Source organism: Noviherbaspirillum phoenicis, from assembly GCF_047237965.1.
In the GTDB taxonomy this organism is placed as follows: Bacteria; Pseudomonadota; Gammaproteobacteria; order Burkholderiales; family Burkholderiaceae_D; genus Noviherbaspirillum_A.
The window spans coordinates 1-17,272 of sequence record NZ_JBDFLX010000002.1; the positions used below are offsets into that span (position 1 = coordinate 1).

Below are 17,272 nucleotides of genomic sequence, written 5' to 3' on the forward strand. Positions count from 1 at the left end.
CGATGCCCGGCACGGCGAAGAACAGCAGGATGTTCCAGACGCTGGCGCCCAGCAGCAGATAGGCCGACACCCGCAGCGCCATCACCGCCAGTTCGCGCCAGCCGAAATAGGTAGTCAGGAATTGCAGGTACCAGCGCAGCGGCCGGCTGGCATGGGCAACGGCGAAGTCCGGGTCCTGCGCGCTGCCGGAATGACGGTGATGCAGGTCATGCTTGGGCTTGATGCGGCCGAAGGAAAAGCCGGCATACAGCAGCAGCGCCAGCCTGCCCACCAGGTCGCCGCCGGCGCGCCGCGCCGGCCACAGCGAGCCATGCATCGCGTCATGCGCCACGATGTACATGCCCACCGACAGCCAGGTCAGCAGCACAGCCAGCAGGGCCGCCTGCGGCAGCGCCCACGGCGCGTTCCAGTCGAACAGGAACACCGCATACAGGTGCAGCGTGGTCCATGCGGCGATGATGGCCGTGGCCAGCGCCATGCCGATGCGGCCCTGCCTGGCGGGGTTCATGGCTGGCGATCGCCGCCGCGCAACTCGCGGCGTATCGCCTCGACCGGCGGCGCATACAGGAAACCGAAGGAAACGCCGTTCTCGCGGGTGCGCACGGCATGGTGCAGATGATGCGCAGTGGCCAGCCGGTGCAGGTAGCCGCTTTTTGGCCGCCATGCCAGCGGCAGGCGCCGATGGATGATCACATCGTGCAGGATGCCGTACAGCATGCCGTAGATCGTGATCCCCAGCGCGATCCACCACAGCCACGGCCGGCTCGCGCCGACCATGAACAGCAGGATGGTGGCGGCGGCGAACACGATGGCATACAGGTCGTTTCGCTCCCAGCCCGCGCCCTTGGGCGCTTCATGGTGCGAGCGGTGCCAGCCCCAGCCGAAGCCATGCATCACATGCTTGTGGACCAGCGCAACCGCGAACTCCATCGCAAACAGCGTGGCAACCAGAAGAAAAAGGTGAAAAGGGTTCATGCCTGCGGGGAAACAGCCTGGTGGGGAGGGAAGGAAATGTCCTGAACCCAACAGTCGCATGAAACCGGCCGCGGCCGCAGCGCGGCGCACAGGCTTGTTGATCTCGTTCAAACAGGCGGGAGGCGCCTGGTCCGGCCGGCGGCGCAGGCGCCGGCTCGGCGTGCGATGTCAGGCGGGGCCGGCGAGCGCGGCGAGCGCCCCCGAGGCATGCGCCAGCAGCAGGTAGAGCGACGCCACCAGCAGCGACGCCAGCGTCAGCGCCATGCCGGCCACGCGGAAGCGGAAGTCTTCCGGGCTGCGGCTGACGCCCCAGGCGTGCAGCACCCGGCCCAGCAGCAGCGCCAGGCCCAGCGCATGGACCAGCACGGCGGAAGCAGGTGCGATCTCGACCAGGTAGATCAGCAGCAATGCCAGCAGAACATATTCGGCGAAGTTGGCATGGGCCCGCATGGCCCGCAGCATGCGCTCGTCGCCGCTGTCGCCGATGGCGATGCGCAGCCGGCGGCGCAGGCGCAGGGTGCGCACGCTCAGGACGGCATAGAGGATGGCCAGCAGCGCGGCATACAGGCTTACCGCGGTCATGCACCGGCCCGGGAGGAAATGACGAGGGAGGAAGAGGACATTGCCGGGCTGCCCTGCGGGCTCAGCGCGGCGTCTTCTCGTCCGGCGCCGGCGGGTCAGGCGGGACGCGCTGCGGCTTTACGGCCTTGCCGTAGCGTGCCGGCGTTTGCTGCATGCTGTCGGCCGCGCGCCGCAGGTCGCTGACGCGCTCGCCCTGCCGGCGCACCCGTTCACGCAAGCTCTCCAGGCTGGGAGGAGCGCTGGATGAGGATTGATCATTCTGGTGGTTCACATGAGTCCCCTGCGAATGGCGTCTGGGGATTCTAAGGTTGTATTTTTAATGCATCCAAGCCCGGCGTTCGCGAGTGTTGTTATTTCACACGACGCCGGGCCAGCCGGCGCCGGCTCCTACAACCAGGAATAGCGCATGCCTATCCAGATGCCGCGCGGCGCGCCGTAGCCGCGAAACTGCTCGCCCACCGCGTTGGCGCCGTCGAAGCTGCGGCCGGGGCCGGTGAAGGCGTTCAGGCCCAGCACGCCGAGGTTGGCGTATTCCCGGTCGAACAGGTTGTTGACGCGGGCGAACAGTTCCCAGCCCTTGGCCACCGTGTAGCGGGTGTCGAGATTGACCACGGTATAGCCGGGCACCTTGCCGCGCGCATCGCTGTTGTTCTCGTCGCCGCGGGCATGGCTGCTGCCGGCATACAGCAGGTTGGCGCCGACGTCCCACTGCGGCGTCAGCGCATAGCCCAGACGCAGCTTCAGGCTGTGGCGCGGTATGCCGGGAATGCGGTCGCCGCTGCGCACGGCGATCGCGCCGTTCGCGTCCGCGCTGGTATTGGCCGGGCTGGTCTCGGCGAAGCCGGTGCGGTAGGTCGCGTCGGTGTAGCCGTAGCGCGCGCTCGCCGACAGCGCGCCCCATGTGCCGTTGACGCCCAGTTCCAGCCCCTGGCGCCGGGTCTGGCCGACGTTCTGGAAATAGCCGGCATTGGTGGCCACGCCGCCGCTGGCGATGAACTGGATGTCGTCGTCCAGCACGGTATGGTAGACCGCCGCGCTCCACGACAGGCCTTCCCCCGCCTTGCCGCGCGCGCCCAGTTCCATCGTCCTGGCCACCACTTTTTTCAGCGGCGGATCGGCCAGGAAGCTGTTGGGCAGCTTGCAGGGCGCCTGCGGGTCGGCGCAGGTCAGTTCGATCGGCGTCGGCGCCCGCATCCCCTCGTTGTAGCTGACATAGGCGGTGGCCTGTGGCGTCGGATTGAAATTCAGGCCAACCGCCGGGTTGAAGCGGGAAAAGCGATGGCTGCCGTTGAGCTCGGGCGCCTCGCCGCTCTGGTCGCGGATGCTGACACGCGCGAGGTTGTAGCGGCCCGACAACGTCATCGTCCAGCGCTCGTTGAACGCCAGCACGTCCGACAGGAACAGGCCGTAATAGCGGTTGCGGGTCCTGGCGTCGGTCTCGGGCTCGAAGTCGCCGGCGCCGATGGTGCCGCGGCTGGCGGTGAATACCGCGGGCTGGGTTTCCTGGCTGTAGCGGGCGTTGCCGATATCCACCGTGCCGCCGGCGACGAACTGGTTCTTCATCCCGGCCAGCTGGCCGGACACGGTCAGCTGCAGGCCGGCGCCATAGCTGTGCTGGCGGATGCCGGCGCGGTCGTTGTGGGCCTGGTTGGCGTCGATAGCGCCATTCTCCAGCTGGCCGAAGTCATCGTTGACGTTGCTGGAGACGTTGCGGTTGCGGTAGTTGCGGTAGTACAGGTTCCCGCCCAGCAGCACGTCGTCATTGAGGAAGCGGCTGCCCTTGGCGGTCAGGAACATCAGCTTGTTCTCGTTGCGGTCCGGGTAGGTGTAGGCCTGCCGGATGTTCTCGGAGAAGGACCTGGGCAGGGTCTGGGTGCCTTCCAGCCGGTTGTCGGCGGCGGTCAGGCTGACGTCGAGGTCGGTGTCGCTGGTCTGGTAACCGACCTTGCCGAAGAACTGCTGGACGCGGCTGCCGTTGTGCTCGGCCCAGCCATGGTCGCGCGCGACATTGCCGGTAACGAAATAGTCGAGGTTGCCGCTCTTGCCGCCCTGCTCGAATTCCACCGCGCGGCGGCCGAAGGAGCCGGTGGACAACTGCACCGCGCCGCCCGGATAGGCGCTGCCGCTCTTGGTATAGACCGCCAGCGCGCCGCCCAGGGTGTTCAGGCCGAAAGCGGGATTGGAGCCGGGAATGAGCTGCATGTTGGCGATGGCCGACTGCGGCAGCAGGTCCCAGTTGACGGTGTCGCCGAAGGGCTCGTTGATCCGCACGCCGTCCTGGAATACCGACAGGCCCTGCGGCACGCCCAGGAGCGGCGATGCGGTGAAGCCGCGGAAACTCACGTCGGGCTGGTGGGGATTGCCCTGCGCCGCATTGACCGTCACGCTGCCGGCGTTCTGTTCCAGGTGGTCCGTCAGGGTCAGCTGGCGCTGCTGCTCCATCGTGCGACTGTTCAGAATTTGAACATTGGCTGGCACATTTTGTATCGCTGTGCCCAGTCCGGGCAGCATCGAGGTGCCCACGACTTCGACGGTGGGCAGTTCCAGCGCTTCGGCCGGGTTTTCCTGGGCAAGGACAAGGGCGGGATCGGCCAGCGCGCCGGCCAGGGCGGCCAGCAGCGCGGTGCGCCGGAATGGAACAGCGGCATGCGTCATTCGATGTCTCTCCATGTTTGTCTTTTTTGTGTTTTTTATAATACGGCCGAAGCATAGCAAACGTGGCCGGGAAAACTGACGGCGGCTGCCGCTTGCAGGCCGGCATGAAGAGAGCAAGAAACATGCGCGCCGCCCGGGCGCGGCGCATCAGACCGCTGCCGGGAAGGCGCAGGGCGGCAGCACCGGCTGCATGTCGCCGGGCGGCAGCGGGCGGGAGATGTAGTAGCCCTGCACCTCGTCGCAGTGCAGCGAGCGCAGCAGCGCGATCTGGGCGGCATTTTCCACGCCCTCGGCCACCACCCGCATGCCCAGCGCATGCGCCATCGTGACGATCGCCGTGAAGAACACCTTGCCTTCGGCCGACTGTTCCATGCTGGCGGTGAAGGTCTGGTCTACCTTGAGCACGTCGAAGTCCAGCCGGTGCAGTTGCGACAGCGAGGAATAGCCGGTGCCGAAGTCATCCACCAGGATCTTCACGCCCTGCTTCTGCAGCATCATCAGGGTGCGCGACACCGCCGAGTCCTGGCCCATGACCGATGACTCCGTGATCTCCAGTTCCAGCAGGTGCGACGGCACCCGGTGCCGCGACAGCGCCGCCGTGACCAGGCTGCCGACATCGGCATTGCTGAACTGCTGCGCCGAGACATTGACCGATACCGGCACCAGCGCGCCGCCATGCGCCGCCCAGCGGGAAATCTGCTCGCACACCATGTCGAGCACCATCTCGCCCAGCGCCACGATCATGCCGGTCTCTTCCGCCAGGCCGATGAATTCGGCCGGCTCCAGCAGGCCGCGGGCCGGATGCCGCCAGCGCACCAGCGCCTCCAGGCTCAGCGTCAGGCCGCTGGCGATGTCGACCCGCGGCTGGTACACCATCTCGAATTCATGGCCGGCAATGGCGCGCCGCAGCTCGGCCTCGCGGTCCAGCCGCTCGCGCAGCGCGTGGTAGAACTTGGCTTCGTAGAACTGGTAGCCGGCCTTGCCGTGGGTCTTGACCGAATACATCGCGATGTCGGCCTTTTCCAGCAGGGTCGACGCATCCTCGCCATCGGTGGGGAACAGCGCAATGCCGATCGAGGTGCCGACCGAATGCACGCCCTGGCTCAGGCGGAACGACTGGCGGAATGCCTGCTGCACCCGGTCGGCCACATGGGCGGCGTCGATGCGGTGCTCGATGCTTTCGATGATGACCACGAATTCGTCGCCGCCGAAGCGCACCACCTTGTCGTGCGGCCGCACCGCTTCCTGCAGGCGGTGCGCGGCGTGTTTCAGCAGTTCATCGCCGGCGGCATGGCCGGCGGTGTCGTTGACCTTCTTGAAGCCGTCCAGGTCGATGAACAGCAGCGCCAGGCGGGCGCCGTTTTCATTGGCATGCCGCAGGGCCTGCGGCAGATAGGACTGTATCCAGTGACGGTTGGGAAGGCCGGTCAGCACGTCCTCGTTGCCGCGCCGCTTCAGTTCCGCCACATGGGCCTTGGCTTCGCTGATGTCGCGCAGCCGCACCGCCAGGTTGTCGCCGGAACGGATGATCTTGAGGTGCGCCCAGCGCAGCCGCAGCGCGGTGTTGCCCGGCACGTCGATCTCGTTTTCATACGTGCCGTTCTGCGTGGCCTGCATCAGGTAGTCCATGAACATGCCGGTATCGAGACTGCCGCGGAAGGCGGAGACGGTCTTGCCGATCAGCTCCGAGGGCCGGACATTGAAGAATTCCGCGCCCTGCTGGTTGCAGTCCAGCACCACGAAGTCCTGGATGGCGCCATGGCGGTCCGGCACCGGCTGGACGATATAGAAGCCCTCGCTGCCCTCCTCGGTGGCCAGGCGGTAGGTGGCCTGCGCCATGCCCAGGCGGTGCTTGCGCCAGGCCAGCTCGGTGTTGAGTGCGATGGCCAGTGCGGTGAGCAGGGCCAGCGCGGCGCTGGCCCAGCCCGCATACCGGATCGCGGCATGGCGGCTGGCATGGAATTCGGCCAGGGTAGCGGCCTCGTCCAGCCCAACCAGCGCCGTGATGTCATAGCCACGCACCGGATGCCAGCCAAGATAACGGGCTCGCCTGTCCTCGAAGACCTCGGCCCCATGGTGGCGGCTACCGCTGGCCGGGCTCAGCGACGGGTGGGAGGTAAAGGCCTGCATTTCGGGCGGGAGCACGTTGTCGCCGATGCGCACCAGCTCCATGGGCGGGTTGGCGCTGACCATCGCCAGCAGGCCCTGCGCGCCGAGGACGATAGGGTCGTAGTTCGCGGTGAAAAACGTGGTGCTGACGGACACCATCACGATGCCGGCGAACTGGCCGCGGTCATCCACCAGCCGGCGCGAAACATGGACCACATTGCGCTTGGCCATCCTGCCGAAAATCGGCGGATCGATGACCAGCTGATCTGCCTTCGCTTCACGCTGCCGCAGGAAATACCCTCGGTCGCCCAGATAACCCAGCTCGCCGTCACGCAGCGTGGTGCTGAAGGCGTTGCCGTCGGCATCCACCAGGGTGACGTAGTACAGCGCCGGCGGCGGAAACAGGCCGTCGCTGGCCAGCTGCTCCAGGCGCAGGCGGCCGCCCGAGAGCTGCCATTCCAGCCTGACATGCCGGGTTACCTGGTCGATCGAATCGAGGCTGCGCGCCAGCCGGTCGGCATGGGTGCGGGCCAGCGCATTGGCTTCGCGCAGCGCGCGCTGTTCCACCGCCTGATGGGCTTCCTTCAGGTTGGCCAGCAGCACGCCCCAGCCGATCAGCGCAATGGCCATCGAGAACAGTAGCCACGCCATGAAGATGGCCGGATTGCGGCGCAGGAAACCGAGCTTGTCGAGCAGGCTGGCCTGGGTCACCTTCTGATGCAATCGATCGCTTTGCACTGGTATCCCGCACGAGATCGTGGTTGAGATGAAACCCGTTACAAGTCGCCGCCCTGTGCTGCAACGGCTTCAGGCCGCCGTCCGGCCTGCCCTTACTTTCCCTGCCTGCGGCCGGCATGCGCCAGCAGCGCCGCCAGCGCCGCCGGGTCGGCCGGCTTCACCAGGTAATGGTCGAATCCCGCTTGCATCGAACGCAGCCGGTCGAAGCGCTGGCCATAGCCGGTGATGGCAACCAGCAGCGCGCCTCGCGTCTGCGGCAGCGCGCGCAGGCGGCTGGCCAGTTCGTTGCCGTCGATGCCCGGCAAGCCGATATCGAGCAGGAAGGCATCCATGGGCATGCGCTCGGCGAGCGCCAGCGCTTCATGCGGATCATGGAGGATGCAGACTTCGTGGCCTTCGTTTTCCAGGTACATGCCGAGCATCTGGGCGGCGTCGACATTGTCATCCACCACCATGACCCTGAGCGCAGCCGGCTCGGCCTGGGCATGGTGGTCGCCATCCCGGCCCGACGGCGTGGCGTCGAACACGCCCAGCCGGGGCAGCGTGACGACGAATTCGCTGCCGCAGTCCTGTCCCCGGCTCACGGCCCGCACGCTGCCCGCATGCAGTTCCACCAGGCTCTTGACCAGCGGCAGGCCCAGGCCCAGGCCGCCCTGGGACCGGTCGGACGGCCGCTCGGCCTGTGAAAACAGGTCGAACACATGGGGCAGCAATTCGGCGCTGATGCCGATGCCGTTGTCGCTCACATGCAGCCGCGCCTCCTGGCCATCGGCTTCCAGCCAGAGCGCCAGGTGCCCGCCTTCCGGGGTGTACTTGGCGGCATTCGACAGCAGGTTGGCCAGCACCTGCACCAGCCGCTTGGCGTCGCCCAGCACCAGCACCTCGTCGGTCGGCGCCTGCATGGCCAGGTTGTGCCGGCGCGACTCGATCAGCGGCCGCACCTGCTCCACCGCGTCGGCCATCACCTGCTGCAGCGGCACCCGCTGCCGCTCCAGCACGATCAGGCCGCGCGTCACCCGCGACACATCCAGCAGGTCGTTGATCAGGCTGGTCATGTGGCTCACCTGGCGCGTGATCACGTCGCTGGTGCGGCTGATCCGCTCCTCGCTCTGCCGGCCCAGCTTGAGCAGCTGCGCAGCGGTGCTGATCGGCGCCAGCGGATTGCGCAGCTCATGCGCCAGCATCGCCAGGAACTCGTCCTTCCTGCGGTCGGCCTGGCGCAGCGCCTCCTGCGTGCGCACCCGCTCGATCACGTTCCAGACCCGCTCGGCCATGTCCTCCAGCAGCTGCAATTCGTCGTCGCCCCAGGCGCGCGGCTGATGGTGGCACACCAGCAGGAAGCAGACGGAGCTGCCATGCCGGCCCAGCGGCAGCGCCACGGCGGCGGCCAGTTCGGGCCAGCCGGCCGGCGCCTGGCGCGCCAGGTCGGCGCAGGCCCAGCTGCGCCCTTCCTGCAGCGCCGTGAGCATCTCCGCCGGGAAGATCGAGGCGGCATGCCGGCCGCCCAGTTCCGGCATGGCGCCGGCGTTGTAGCCATGGCGGCACAGCACGGCCTGCTGCGCCGGGTCGAGTTCGGCGTACAGCACCTGGGACACGCCCAGGTAACGGCCCGCGATCTCGCTGCTGTGGGCGTAGATGCGGTCCGGACCGGGCTGCTGGCGCAGCAGTTCGGCAATGTCGAGCTGGAACGACTGCCGCTGCTCGGCGCTGCGCAACTGCTGCAGCATGCTGCGCAGATGGGCGGTATTGCTGATCTCGGTACGCAGGGTGCGCAGGCTCTGCTCGAGCGTCTGCTCGGTCTGCAACTGGTGGGAAATCATCTGCGCCAGCAATTCCAGCGCGCGCAGGGTTTTGGGCTCGGACAGGCGCGCCGGCACCCTGTCCAGTCCGCACAGGGTGCCGAAGTAGGCCCCGGTGCTGGTATGCAGCGGCATCGAGAAATAGCTTTCGAAGCCATAGATCTGCGGCGTGGGATGGCGGCAGTACTGGATATCCTCGCTGACGTGGTCGATGACGATGGGCCGGCCTTCGTCATGCACCTCGCGGCACAGCGTGGTGGCGATGTCGAGCTGGTCGCCGGGCCGCATGCCGAAGCCGAGCTTGTCCAGCACCGCGCAGGCGGTCCAGGAGGTATCGGTGACGCGGGCCACGCAGATGAAACGCAGCGTGGTCAGGTCGCTGACCAGCTCAAGGATGGTGGGAAGGGCGCTGATTGCCTCGATAGCGGCAATGTCGGCGGAATGGTTCATCGAGCTTGAATCTTTCTGTCGCCGCAACGCCCCGGCAAGCCCGGTGTGGCGTCGCAGCATCGCGCTTGCTTGCGTGTTGATGCCAGAAGTGTAAGGCAGGCTGTGCGACTAACGCCCTGCCACACATGCCGATCCCTGTTTTGGCGCAAGCACAATTCTGTCCGGAAATGCAAATCCGGCGGCAGGCAGTAACACCTTGGCGCGCAAGCAAAGCATGGCGCGCCCCATCTGCGAAGATGGCGGCAAGGATGACGAAACGTTGCCATTTCCACCATGGATACGCATATGGACACGAACAAGCCAACACCTATCCAGGTCTTTCTCGATCTTGACGGCGTCTTCGCCGACTTCGATGCGCGGGTGATGCGCCTGACCGGCAAGCATCCGGGCGAACTTGGCCGCAACGACCTGTGGAAGGCGGTCAACCGCGACAAGCGCTTCTTTGCCGAGCTGGAGCTGATCGAGGGCTGCATGCTGCTGTGGGAAGCCACGCGCGACATGGAGCCGATCTTCCTGACCGGCGCGCCGTCATCGCGGGTGTTCCAGGAACAGAAGCGGGAATGGGTAGCGCGCGTCTTCGGCCCGGAATTCGCCGTCCACGTAGTGCCGAAGAAGCTCAAGCAGGAATTCAGCGGCCCCGGCCGTGTGCTGATCGACGACACCCCGGCCAACATCGAGCAATGGGAAGCCCGCGGCGGGCATGGCATCCTGCACACCGGCGACCACGCCTCCACCGTGAAGGCGCTGCAGGAACTGGTGGCACTGCACATGCAGCACAAGGATGCGCCAACGTAAAAAGCGCAAGGTTCCGGACGGCATGCCGTTGCCGTTGAATTTGCCGTTGAATTTGCCGTTGAATTTGCCGTTGAATTTGCAGTTGCAGTTGCAGTTGCCGTTGCAGTTGCAGTTGCCGTTGCAGTTGCAGTTGCAGTTGCCGTTGCAGTTGCAGTTGCCGTTGCAGTTGCCGTGAAATCCCGTTGAGCGCGCCGTGTCAGCGGTGCCCGGAGCGGGAAAAGGTGCGGCGTCTGTCTGAGCCAAGCGTAGCTTGGCGAGTTTAGCCGCGCCCCGCTCCGGGGACCGCTGACACGGGCACCCCGCGCAGCGGGGCGCGATCACCGGGTCGCCTTTTCTTGCCTACTTCTTTTGGCGAAGCAAAAGAAGTAGGTCGCCCGCCGGGGCGAACACCCGGCCTGGTCATGATGCGAGGACATGCGCGTTGGGTCATCAGGCGTAAAGACGTCACTGCGAGGCAGCAGTCGTCACCAGGCGTAAAGACGTCACTGCAAAGCAGCAGTCGTCATCAGGCGTAAAGACGTCACTGCGAAGCAGCAGTCGTCACCAGGCGTAAAGACGTCACTGCGAAGCAGCAGTCGTCACCAGGCGTAAAGACGTCACTGCGAAGCAGCAGTCGTCACCAGGCGTAAAGACGTCACTGCAAAGCAACAGTTGCTCTCAAGCCGCAAGGACACGCGCACCGGCTCACCACACCAGCCACAAGACCTCGCCCCATCGCCTTCAGGCATCAAAGAACTCCACATTGCCATCATCCAGGTCATACCGCGCCCCCACCACCATCAACCGCTTGCTGCGCAACGGCTCCAGCAGCATGGCCTCCGACTTGCGCAAGCGCTCGACGATCCGCATCACGTTCTGCCTGACCGACGCATCCAGCAAGTCCTCATGGCTATAGGGCTCCTTGCCGGCCAGCGCGGCACGGGCCTTCAGCACGGCCGGCAAGATGGGCTCGACCATCTGCCCGATGCTGCCGGGGAAGGAGGCATTCTTTTCCACTACCGAGACCGCCGCATCCACCGCGCCGCAGCGTTCATGTCCCAGCACCACGATCAGCGGCACGCCCAGCTCCGCCACCGCATATTCGATGCTGCCCTGCGCCACCGTGTCGACGGTATTGCCGGCATTGCGCACGATGAAAAGCTCGCCCAGTCCGCGCCCGAACAGCAGTTCCGGAGGCACCCGCGAGTCCGAGCAGCTGACCAGCACCGCCATCGGCGTCTGCCCGCGCGCGATCTCCAGCCGGCGTTCGCGTCCCTGCGCCGAGCGCAGCGGGCTGTCGGTCACGAATTTCTCGTTGCCTTCCTTGAGCAGGGCCAGCGCCTGCGTCGGCGTCAGGTCGGTTTTCTTCCCGGTGGCTGCCTGGACGTTGCCTGCGAGGGCCGCACCCAGCGCGGCGCCGCCGCAGCACAGATGCCTGAAGAAACGGCGCTTGCCGCCATCGATGTCTCCCATGGAGTTCCTTTCCGGTCAGGGTTGCGGGCCTGCCTGTTGCAGGGGCAGCCATGCTCGCAGAACTGGCCGGACCGGCCGGCGGGAAACCGGGCCGGGCCTTGGGATGGATCAAACCGGATTTCCCCATCGAAACGCGGCCAGGTCCGGCCGCGCCGCAGTACGCGGCTCAGGGCACCGCCTTCTCATGGTTGTTCGAACCCTTGGCGCTCTTGCCGGCCGGCGGCGCGACCGGCGCCTTGCCGGCCTCGGCCACCAGGCTGGCGCACGGACTGTCCTGCTCCGGCCCGGTATGGGTCAAGGCCAGCAGGCCGGCCAGCGGCGCGGCCACCGTGCCCAGCGCGACCGCGGCGCCGGCGCGCAGCGCAATGGCGGTCTTGTTCACGCCCACGTCCGGGTCCTTGAAGGTGCCTTCCACGTACAGCGGCGAACGCAGCGACAGCAGGCGCAAACCTTTACTGCGCGGCAGGATGTCCAGGTCCAGGGTTTCCTTGGCCAGGTTCACATTGCCGTCCACCCGCACCGTGGCGTCCTCGGTATCGAGGAGAAAGATCTGCGGCGTCATCACGCCGTCCTTGATGTCGAGGTCGGTCGCCAGGCAGTTGAGCTTGACCTGCTGGTCGCCGAACAGCTTGGTGACCACCACCCGGCCGGCATTGAGGCCGATCGCCTCCATGATGAACTCGCTGACGGTGCCCTCGTTGATCACCGCCTTCAATTCGCCGTTGGCATGGCCGGCCAGCGCGGCGAAGGAATTGCCGGCCGAACTGAGCTTGGCGTCGCCATTGATCTGGCCCAGGCTGGCCCGCATCGACTCCACCTTCGGGAACAACTGCTTGAGCCTGATGCCGCGGGCGGCGACGTTCATGTTGGCCTTGGCCGGATCGGCGCTGCCGTCGATCTTCAGCTCGGTGGTCAGGCGTCCGCCGGCCACGCCGAAGTTCAGCGGCGACAGCTGCAGCACGCCCTTGTCGAGCTTGATATGGGTGTTCAGGTTATCGATGGGCAGCTTGTCGGAATGGATGATTTCCTTGCCGCTGAACTTCACGTCCGCATTCATCTTGCCCCAGCGGTCGGTCTTGAACGGCGACACCGGCAGCACCTTGTCCGGCGGCTGCCGCACTTCGCCCGACTTCTGCTTCTTGGGCTCGTCGCCGGCGCCGACCACGGCGCCCAGGTCCTTCCACACCAGGCGCTGCGAGGTGACTTCGCCGCGCAGCGTCGGCTGGCCGGCGCTCTGGTCGTATTCCAGCGTGCCGCCGATGTCGCTCGAGCCGACCCGGCCCTTGAAGTTCTCATACTTCAGGCGCAGGTTGTCGCGGCCCAGCGTGCCGACCACCCGGCCCTCGGTGGAAAACTTCGGCGTTCTCGGCAGCAGCACGCCGCCCAGCGGGAACAGGTCGGCCATGCTGGCGCCCATGATGTTGAGCTTCACGTCCAGCGCGCTGGGCTGAGCCGGATCGGTCAGGGTGCCGTTGGCGGTGATGGTGGTCTCGCCTACCTTCAGCTCGGCCTCGATCGGATAGGCCACGCCCTTCTGCTGCAGCGACAGCAGCGCGCCGCTATGCGCCTTTCCCGACAGCGGCTCGTCATTGAAGGTGCCCTTGACCTGCCAGCGCATGCTGTTGTCGGGGTCGGTATCGACCCGCGCGGTCAGGTCGGCCCGCTTGGCTTCGTCCAGGTAGCGCAGCGTGCCCTGCGTCATGGCCACGCTCTGGATCTCGAACGACCAGTTGGACTTGCTTTCGCTCTTTGGGAAATCCCAGTTCTTGCGCCCCTTCGCATCCTGTTCCAGCGCCAGCCGCGGCTCGGTCATGATCAGCGAATTCACGCTCACCGTCTTGGTCAGCAGCTTGAACGGGTTGATGCTGAAATCGATCTGGGCGATGCGGGCCATTTCAGGGCCGGTCTTGGCCCAGTCCGGGTTGCCCAGCACGATGTCCTTGGCGCGCAGGTGCGGCCACGGAACCAGGCGCCGCCAGCCGGTTTCCTTGCCCGGCCGGTCCCAGCTCAGCGACAGGTCGCCATTCATGGCGAAGCTGCGGCCAGTGGCGGTGCTGACCTTCTCCTCCAGCCAGGGCTTGGCCCGATTGAGATTGACGGTCGACAGCACGACCAGGGCAATGACGACGATGGCGACCAGCGCGGCCAGCAGGCCGCCGGTGATTTTGAGCATGCGTTTCATGCCAATAAGACATGATTCATCCGGCTGAAGTTCGTTGACAGCCATGCAAGCAGGCAATAAAAGGCGGCGATCTGGCCATCCCATGCGCGAACGCAAAGAGGGTGGCGACTGCAACTCAGCTATATCAATAGCGGCAGCCCGGCTATGCCAGCGGCCGCGCCTCGATGCCGCCGCGCTGTTCCGCCAGGGCTGCAAACTCGTCGGCCAGCCTGGCGCTTTCCGCCACGGCGCGGGTCCAGGCGGCGGCACGGCCGGCATGGTCGCGCCCGTAATGCCTGAAGTCGCGGCGGTCCGGCAGCTTGCCATTGGGCAGGGTGCGTATCCATTCCGGGTTCGGCGCCAGCAGCACCACGTTCGACAGCGCCGGCGTGGCCCGGTGCCGCCGGCGCAGGCCCTTGTCCAGCCAGCCTGGCACCACCGTCGGCTGGAAATGCGGATAGAGCACCAGCGCGGGCTGGCCGTCGCCGGCGACGCGGCCGGCGGCCAGGGTCGCGTATTCCAGGTGCAGGTGGTAGTCGGTGATGCCGCCATCCCAGTAGGCGCCGGCCGGCGCGCCGGGAATGTCGGCCACTGCGCGCAGCCAGAACGGGATCGAGCAGCTGGCCAGGATCGCGGGGCGCAGGTTGCGCTGGTCCAGGCAGACCCGGTGCGTGCGGTAATCCTGCGCCGGCAGCGGCAGCGGATCGCGGCAGTCCGAGAACACCACCCGCTCCAGCCAGCGCGCCATTGCGCGGCGGGAGATCAGGTTGGCGGCGAAGGCGCCGGCATAGCCCAGCGCGGTGCGCATGCGCTGCTCGCGCGACAGCAGCGGATGCACGCCGCGGCTGGTGAAGACATGCAGCCGGTAACGCGGATGCGACAGCACCTGCTGCTCGCGGCCGCCGAAATGCGCCGCCAGGCGGGCGTCGAACACCCGGCTGACATGGTCCGGCGTCGGGTTGCGGCCGGAACCGTCGTCATAGCTTTCGTGGATGTAGTGATGGGCCATCTCCGCCAACGCCGCATCGGCATCCGGCAGGCAGGCGCTGGCCAGCCGCCAGGCGCCGATCGATGCGCCGGCCAGGTGCACCACATGGCCGGCGCGGTTGAGCCAGTCGCCGAACAGGAAGCGGTCCAGCGGATTGAGCACCAGCCCTTTCGGACCGCCGGCCGCGCCAGGCACCATGGCCACGTCGGCCGGGCGCAGGCCGTGTTCCCGCAGGTGGCGCAGCGCCATCGGGCCGGCATGGATCTGTAGGGCTTGCATCGGAATCGGGTATGGAATTGGTGAGAGCGGCATTATAGAGGCCCGCGCCGCCGGCGCAGCGGGCCGGGTCGCCAGGCAATGCCAGTACGGCCGCTGGCGGCGCGGCCGCATGCTCCGCTATGATGGCCGCTTTTTACACGGAGGAAGCCATGAGGCGAGACCTGATGCTGATGGAAGCGATCCTGGGCCAGCTGCTGCAATCCCCCGATCCGCAGATGACCGCCAGCGGCATCGCGCAGCGGCTGAACGTGGAAGGGCCGGTTGCGCGCCACCACCTGCACCTGCTGCTGGACAAGGGACTGGTGCAGGAAATCGAGGCCGGCGTCTGGCGTCTGAGCAATCAGGGACATGACTACCTGGAAGGCAGCCCCGACCAGGCGATGTCGCTGGCCCGGCCGCGGTAACGAAACGACAGTTCACTACGGCGCATGCGTGAGCTGCCATAGCGAGGCGCCGACGCCGGTCATGCTTTCCCCGGCGATCAGGCCGGCCGCCACCGTGATCGCATAGTCCCTGGTCAGGCCGGGCCAGCGCAGGCCGGCCAGCCAGGTCAGCAGCGCGCCCAGCGCCATCATCAGCGACACCGAGGCCGGCAGCACGAAGGCCAGTCCCAGCGCAGCCGCGCTGGGCAGGAAGCGGGCGCGGCGCAGCGGCAGCGCCACTTCCAGCAGGCCCAGCAACATCCCGGCCACGCAGCCGGCCAGGATCGCCCAGCGCATGCTTTCCGACAGCGCCGACAGGCCCGCGCCCAGCGTCTGCGCCACCGCCTTCCAGGTCGCCACCGCCGGCGCCGGCCACTGCTCGGTCAGCAGCATCGCCTTCGGATCGGGAATCAGCGCCTTGTACACCAGCACGCCGACGATGCTGCCTACTGCAATGCCGATGACTTGCGCGGCAACCTGCTTCCATGGCGTGGCGCCGATCGCGCGTCCGACCTTGAAGTCGTTCATCAGGTCGGTGCACTGGCCGGCGGCGCCGCCGGCGGTATTGGCGCTCATCAGGTTGACCGCCATCTGGCCGGGCGCCAGCACGCCGAAGCTCAGCTGCGACAACTGTCCGATGGCGCCGATCGGCGCAATGCCGGTGGCGCCCACGACCCTGGCCGCCACCGCCGCCAGGAACAGCGCCAGCGGCACCGTCATCAGCGCCACCGGCAGCGCGATGTCGAACAGGCTGGCCTGCAATGCCACCACCAGCGCCGCGGCCAGCGCCAGTGCCAGCGCGGGGAGCACAGCCGGCCGGCGCGCGCCCGGCTTCCTGCCCGCCAGCAGCACCGAGCGCTGCCGCCACAGCCGCAGCGCCAGTGACGCCAGCGTAGCCGACACCATCAGGCTCGCGCCCGGCCACAGCAGCCATTCCACCAGCACCGCGAATTGCGGGCCGGTGGCGCCGTCGGGCAGCGCGACCAGCCCCCGGGACAGCAGCCAGGGCGCGATGCCGCCCCAGGCCAGCAGCGCGCCCAAGAGCAGCGACAGCCCGACCCGGATGCCGATGATGGCGCCAAAGCCCAGCAGCAGCAGCGACGGGTCGAGGCTGAAGGTCAGCCGCTCCCACTGCAGGTTGGGCGACCAGCGCGGCAGCGGCTGGTAAAACGTGTCCACCCACTTCACCAGCGCCGAGGACAGCGCCGCGGCGGCCAGCGCCAGCAGCCGGCGCATCGCCTCGGCGCCGTGGCTGTAGGCATGGCGCAGGGTCTCCAGGGTGGCCATGCCTTCCGGGAAGGTCATGCCCGGATCGTCCATCAATGACGGCCGCAGGTACCAGGCGATCCAGATCCCCAGGAAGCTGACCGAGAACACCCAGGCCATCATCGGCAGCGCATCCAGCGCATTGCCGGTCAGCAGGGTGTAGGCCGGGATCGGCGCCACCAGGCCGCCGGAAATGATGGAAGCGGCCGCCGATGCGACCGTCTGGTTGATATTGCTCTCGTGCAGCGTCCAGCCGGCAGCCAGCCGGCTTCGCGCCATCATGCCCTGCCAGAAACCGAAGCCGATCAAGAGCGCAATGATGGACATGTTGAATGCCCATCCTATCTTCAGTCCGGCATAGACATTCGAGGGCGTCAGCACGACGCCGAGAAGCACGCCGGTCAGCACCGCGCGCAGGCTCAGCTCGCGCTGCGCGGGCGTGGCGACGCCGCCGGCATCGGCAGCGGCATCGGCGGCAGAGGTGGAAACGGCAATCGTCGTGGAAGGCGGCATGGACCCGGGCTGCTTGTTGTCGAATGGAAGCTAGACCGGCCCTGCCCGCCTTTGGTTGCAATCCCCATATTGCCGATGCGGCGCGCCA

14 protein-coding genes are annotated in these 17,272 nt (G+C 67.0%); 3 read left to right on the forward strand and 11 right to left on the reverse strand.

Annotated features, from left to right (window positions below; translation table 11 throughout):
• From ABC383_RS19650 to ABC383_RS19680, 7 genes are all read right to left on the reverse strand, one after another.
• Positions 1–508 (reverse strand): fatty acid desaturase family protein (locus ABC383_RS19650; RefSeq protein WP_459564717.1); only part of this gene is annotated, 508 nt, incomplete at its 3' end.
• Complete coding sequence (locus ABC383_RS19655) at positions 505–975, reverse strand: sterol desaturase family protein (protein ID WP_413016455.1); 471 nt, start codon at positions 973–975, stop codon at positions 505–507. The genes ABC383_RS19650 and ABC383_RS19655, both read right to left, overlap by 4 nt.
• Before the next feature lie 168 nt (positions 976–1,143).
• Positions 1,144–1,557 carry an MAPEG family protein gene (locus tag ABC383_RS19660; protein ID WP_413016457.1) on the reverse strand — a complete coding sequence of 138 codons (414 nt, stop codon included), beginning with the start codon at positions 1,555–1,557 and terminating at the stop codon, positions 1,144–1,146.
• 61 nt (positions 1,558–1,618) lie between these two features.
• Positions 1,619–1,828 carry a hypothetical protein gene (locus ABC383_RS19665; RefSeq protein WP_413016459.1) on the reverse strand — a complete coding sequence of 70 codons (210 nt, stop codon included), beginning with the start codon at positions 1,826–1,828 and terminating at the stop codon, positions 1,619–1,621.
• Between the two features lie 116 nt (positions 1,829–1,944).
• A complete protein-coding gene (locus tag ABC383_RS19670; RefSeq protein ID WP_413016461.1) occupies positions 1,945–4,212 on the reverse strand; it encodes a TonB-dependent receptor in 2,268 nt (755 codons plus the stop codon).
• A gap of 147 nt (positions 4,213–4,359) precedes the next feature.
• Positions 4,360–7,044 carry a bifunctional diguanylate cyclase/phosphodiesterase gene (locus ABC383_RS19675; protein WP_413016463.1) on the reverse strand — a complete coding sequence of 895 codons (2,685 nt, stop codon included), beginning with the start codon at positions 7,042–7,044 and terminating at the stop codon, positions 4,360–4,362.
• 107 nt (positions 7,045–7,151) lie between these two features.
• Positions 7,152–9,308, reverse strand: coding sequence for a hybrid sensor histidine kinase/response regulator (locus ABC383_RS19680; protein ID WP_413016465.1), 2,157 nt, complete (start codon positions 9,306–9,308; stop codon positions 7,152–7,154).
• A 285-nt stretch (positions 9,309–9,593) separates the two neighbouring features.
• Here ABC383_RS19680 and ABC383_RS19685 point away from each other — a divergent pair, with 285 nt between their 5' ends.
• Positions 9,594–10,103 carry a 5' nucleotidase, NT5C type gene (locus ABC383_RS19685; RefSeq protein WP_413016467.1) on the forward strand — a complete coding sequence of 170 codons (510 nt, stop codon included), beginning with the start codon at positions 9,594–9,596 and terminating at the stop codon, positions 10,101–10,103.
• Positions 10,090–10,278: a hypothetical protein gene (locus ABC383_RS19690; protein ID WP_413016469.1), complete on the forward strand. Its 189-nt coding sequence runs from the start codon at positions 10,090–10,092 to the stop codon at positions 10,276–10,278. The genes ABC383_RS19685 and ABC383_RS19690 overlap by 14 nt, the downstream gene beginning before the upstream one ends.
• A gap of 545 nt (positions 10,279–10,823) precedes the next feature.
• Here the strand turns inward: ABC383_RS19690 and ABC383_RS19695 are convergent.
• The 3 genes from ABC383_RS19695 to ABC383_RS19705 all read right to left on the reverse strand — a co-directional run bounded on the left by ABC383_RS19695 (position 10,824) and on the right by ABC383_RS19705 (position 14,983).
• Positions 10,824–11,555, reverse strand: a complete 732-nt coding sequence (locus tag ABC383_RS19695) for a carbonic anhydrase (protein ID WP_413016470.1) — start codon at positions 11,553–11,555, stop codon at positions 10,824–10,826.
• 166 nt (positions 11,556–11,721) lie between these two features.
• Positions 11,722–13,728: an AsmA family protein gene (locus ABC383_RS19700; protein WP_413016471.1), complete on the reverse strand. Its 2,007-nt coding sequence runs from the start codon at positions 13,726–13,728 to the stop codon at positions 11,722–11,724.
• 151 nt (positions 13,729–13,879) lie between these two features.
• Positions 13,880–14,983, reverse strand: a complete 1,104-nt coding sequence (locus ABC383_RS19705) for a patatin-like phospholipase family protein (RefSeq protein ID WP_413016473.1) — start codon at positions 14,981–14,983, stop codon at positions 13,880–13,882.
• A 149-nt stretch (positions 14,984–15,132) separates the two neighbouring features.
• Between ABC383_RS19705 and ABC383_RS19710 the strand changes: the two genes are divergently transcribed.
• Positions 15,133–15,387: a winged helix-turn-helix domain-containing protein gene (locus tag ABC383_RS19710; protein ID WP_413016475.1), complete on the forward strand. Its 255-nt coding sequence runs from the start codon at positions 15,133–15,135 to the stop codon at positions 15,385–15,387.
• Positions 15,388–15,402: 15 nt separating this feature from the next.
• Here ABC383_RS19710 and ABC383_RS19715 read toward each other — a convergent pair whose 3' ends face one another.
• A complete protein-coding gene (locus ABC383_RS19715) occupies positions 15,403–17,184 on the reverse strand; it encodes an OPT/YSL family transporter (RefSeq protein WP_413016476.1) in 1,782 nt (593 codons plus the stop codon).
• Positions 17,185–17,272: the final 88 nt, after the last annotated feature.

Coding starts and splice junctions, on each gene's coding strand:
- ABC383_RS19680 (WP_413016465.1), bottom strand. CDS start 9,308: ATGAACCATTCCGCCGACATTGCCGCTATCGAGGCAATCAGCGCCCTT.
- ABC383_RS19705 (WP_413016473.1), bottom strand. CDS start 14,983: ATGCAAGCCCTACAGATCCATGCCGGCCCGATGGCGCTGCGCCACCTG.
- ABC383_RS19670 (WP_413016461.1), bottom strand. CDS start 4,212: ATGACGCATGCCGCTGTTCCATTCCGGCGCACCGCGCTGCTGGCCGCC.
- ABC383_RS19715 (WP_413016476.1), bottom strand. CDS start 17,184: ATGCCGCCTTCCACGACGATTGCCGTTTCCACCTCTGCCGCCGATGCC.
- ABC383_RS19685 (WP_413016467.1), top strand. CDS start 9,594: ATGGACACGAACAAGCCAACACCTATCCAGGTCTTTCTCGATCTTGAC.
- ABC383_RS19655 (WP_413016455.1), bottom strand. CDS start 975: ATGAACCCTTTTCACCTTTTTCTTCTGGTTGCCACGCTGTTTGCGATG.
- ABC383_RS19710 (WP_413016475.1), top strand. CDS start 15,133: ATGAGGCGAGACCTGATGCTGATGGAAGCGATCCTGGGCCAGCTGCTG.
- ABC383_RS19660 (WP_413016457.1), bottom strand. CDS start 1,557: ATGACCGCGGTAAGCCTGTATGCCGCGCTGCTGGCCATCCTCTATGCC.
- ABC383_RS19695 (WP_413016470.1), bottom strand. CDS start 11,555: ATGGGAGACATCGATGGCGGCAAGCGCCGTTTCTTCAGGCATCTGTGC.
- ABC383_RS19700 (WP_413016471.1), bottom strand. CDS start 13,728: ATGCTCAAAATCACCGGCGGCCTGCTGGCCGCGCTGGTCGCCATCGTC.
- ABC383_RS19690 (WP_413016469.1), top strand. CDS start 10,090: ATGCGCCAACGTAAAAAGCGCAAGGTTCCGGACGGCATGCCGTTGCCG.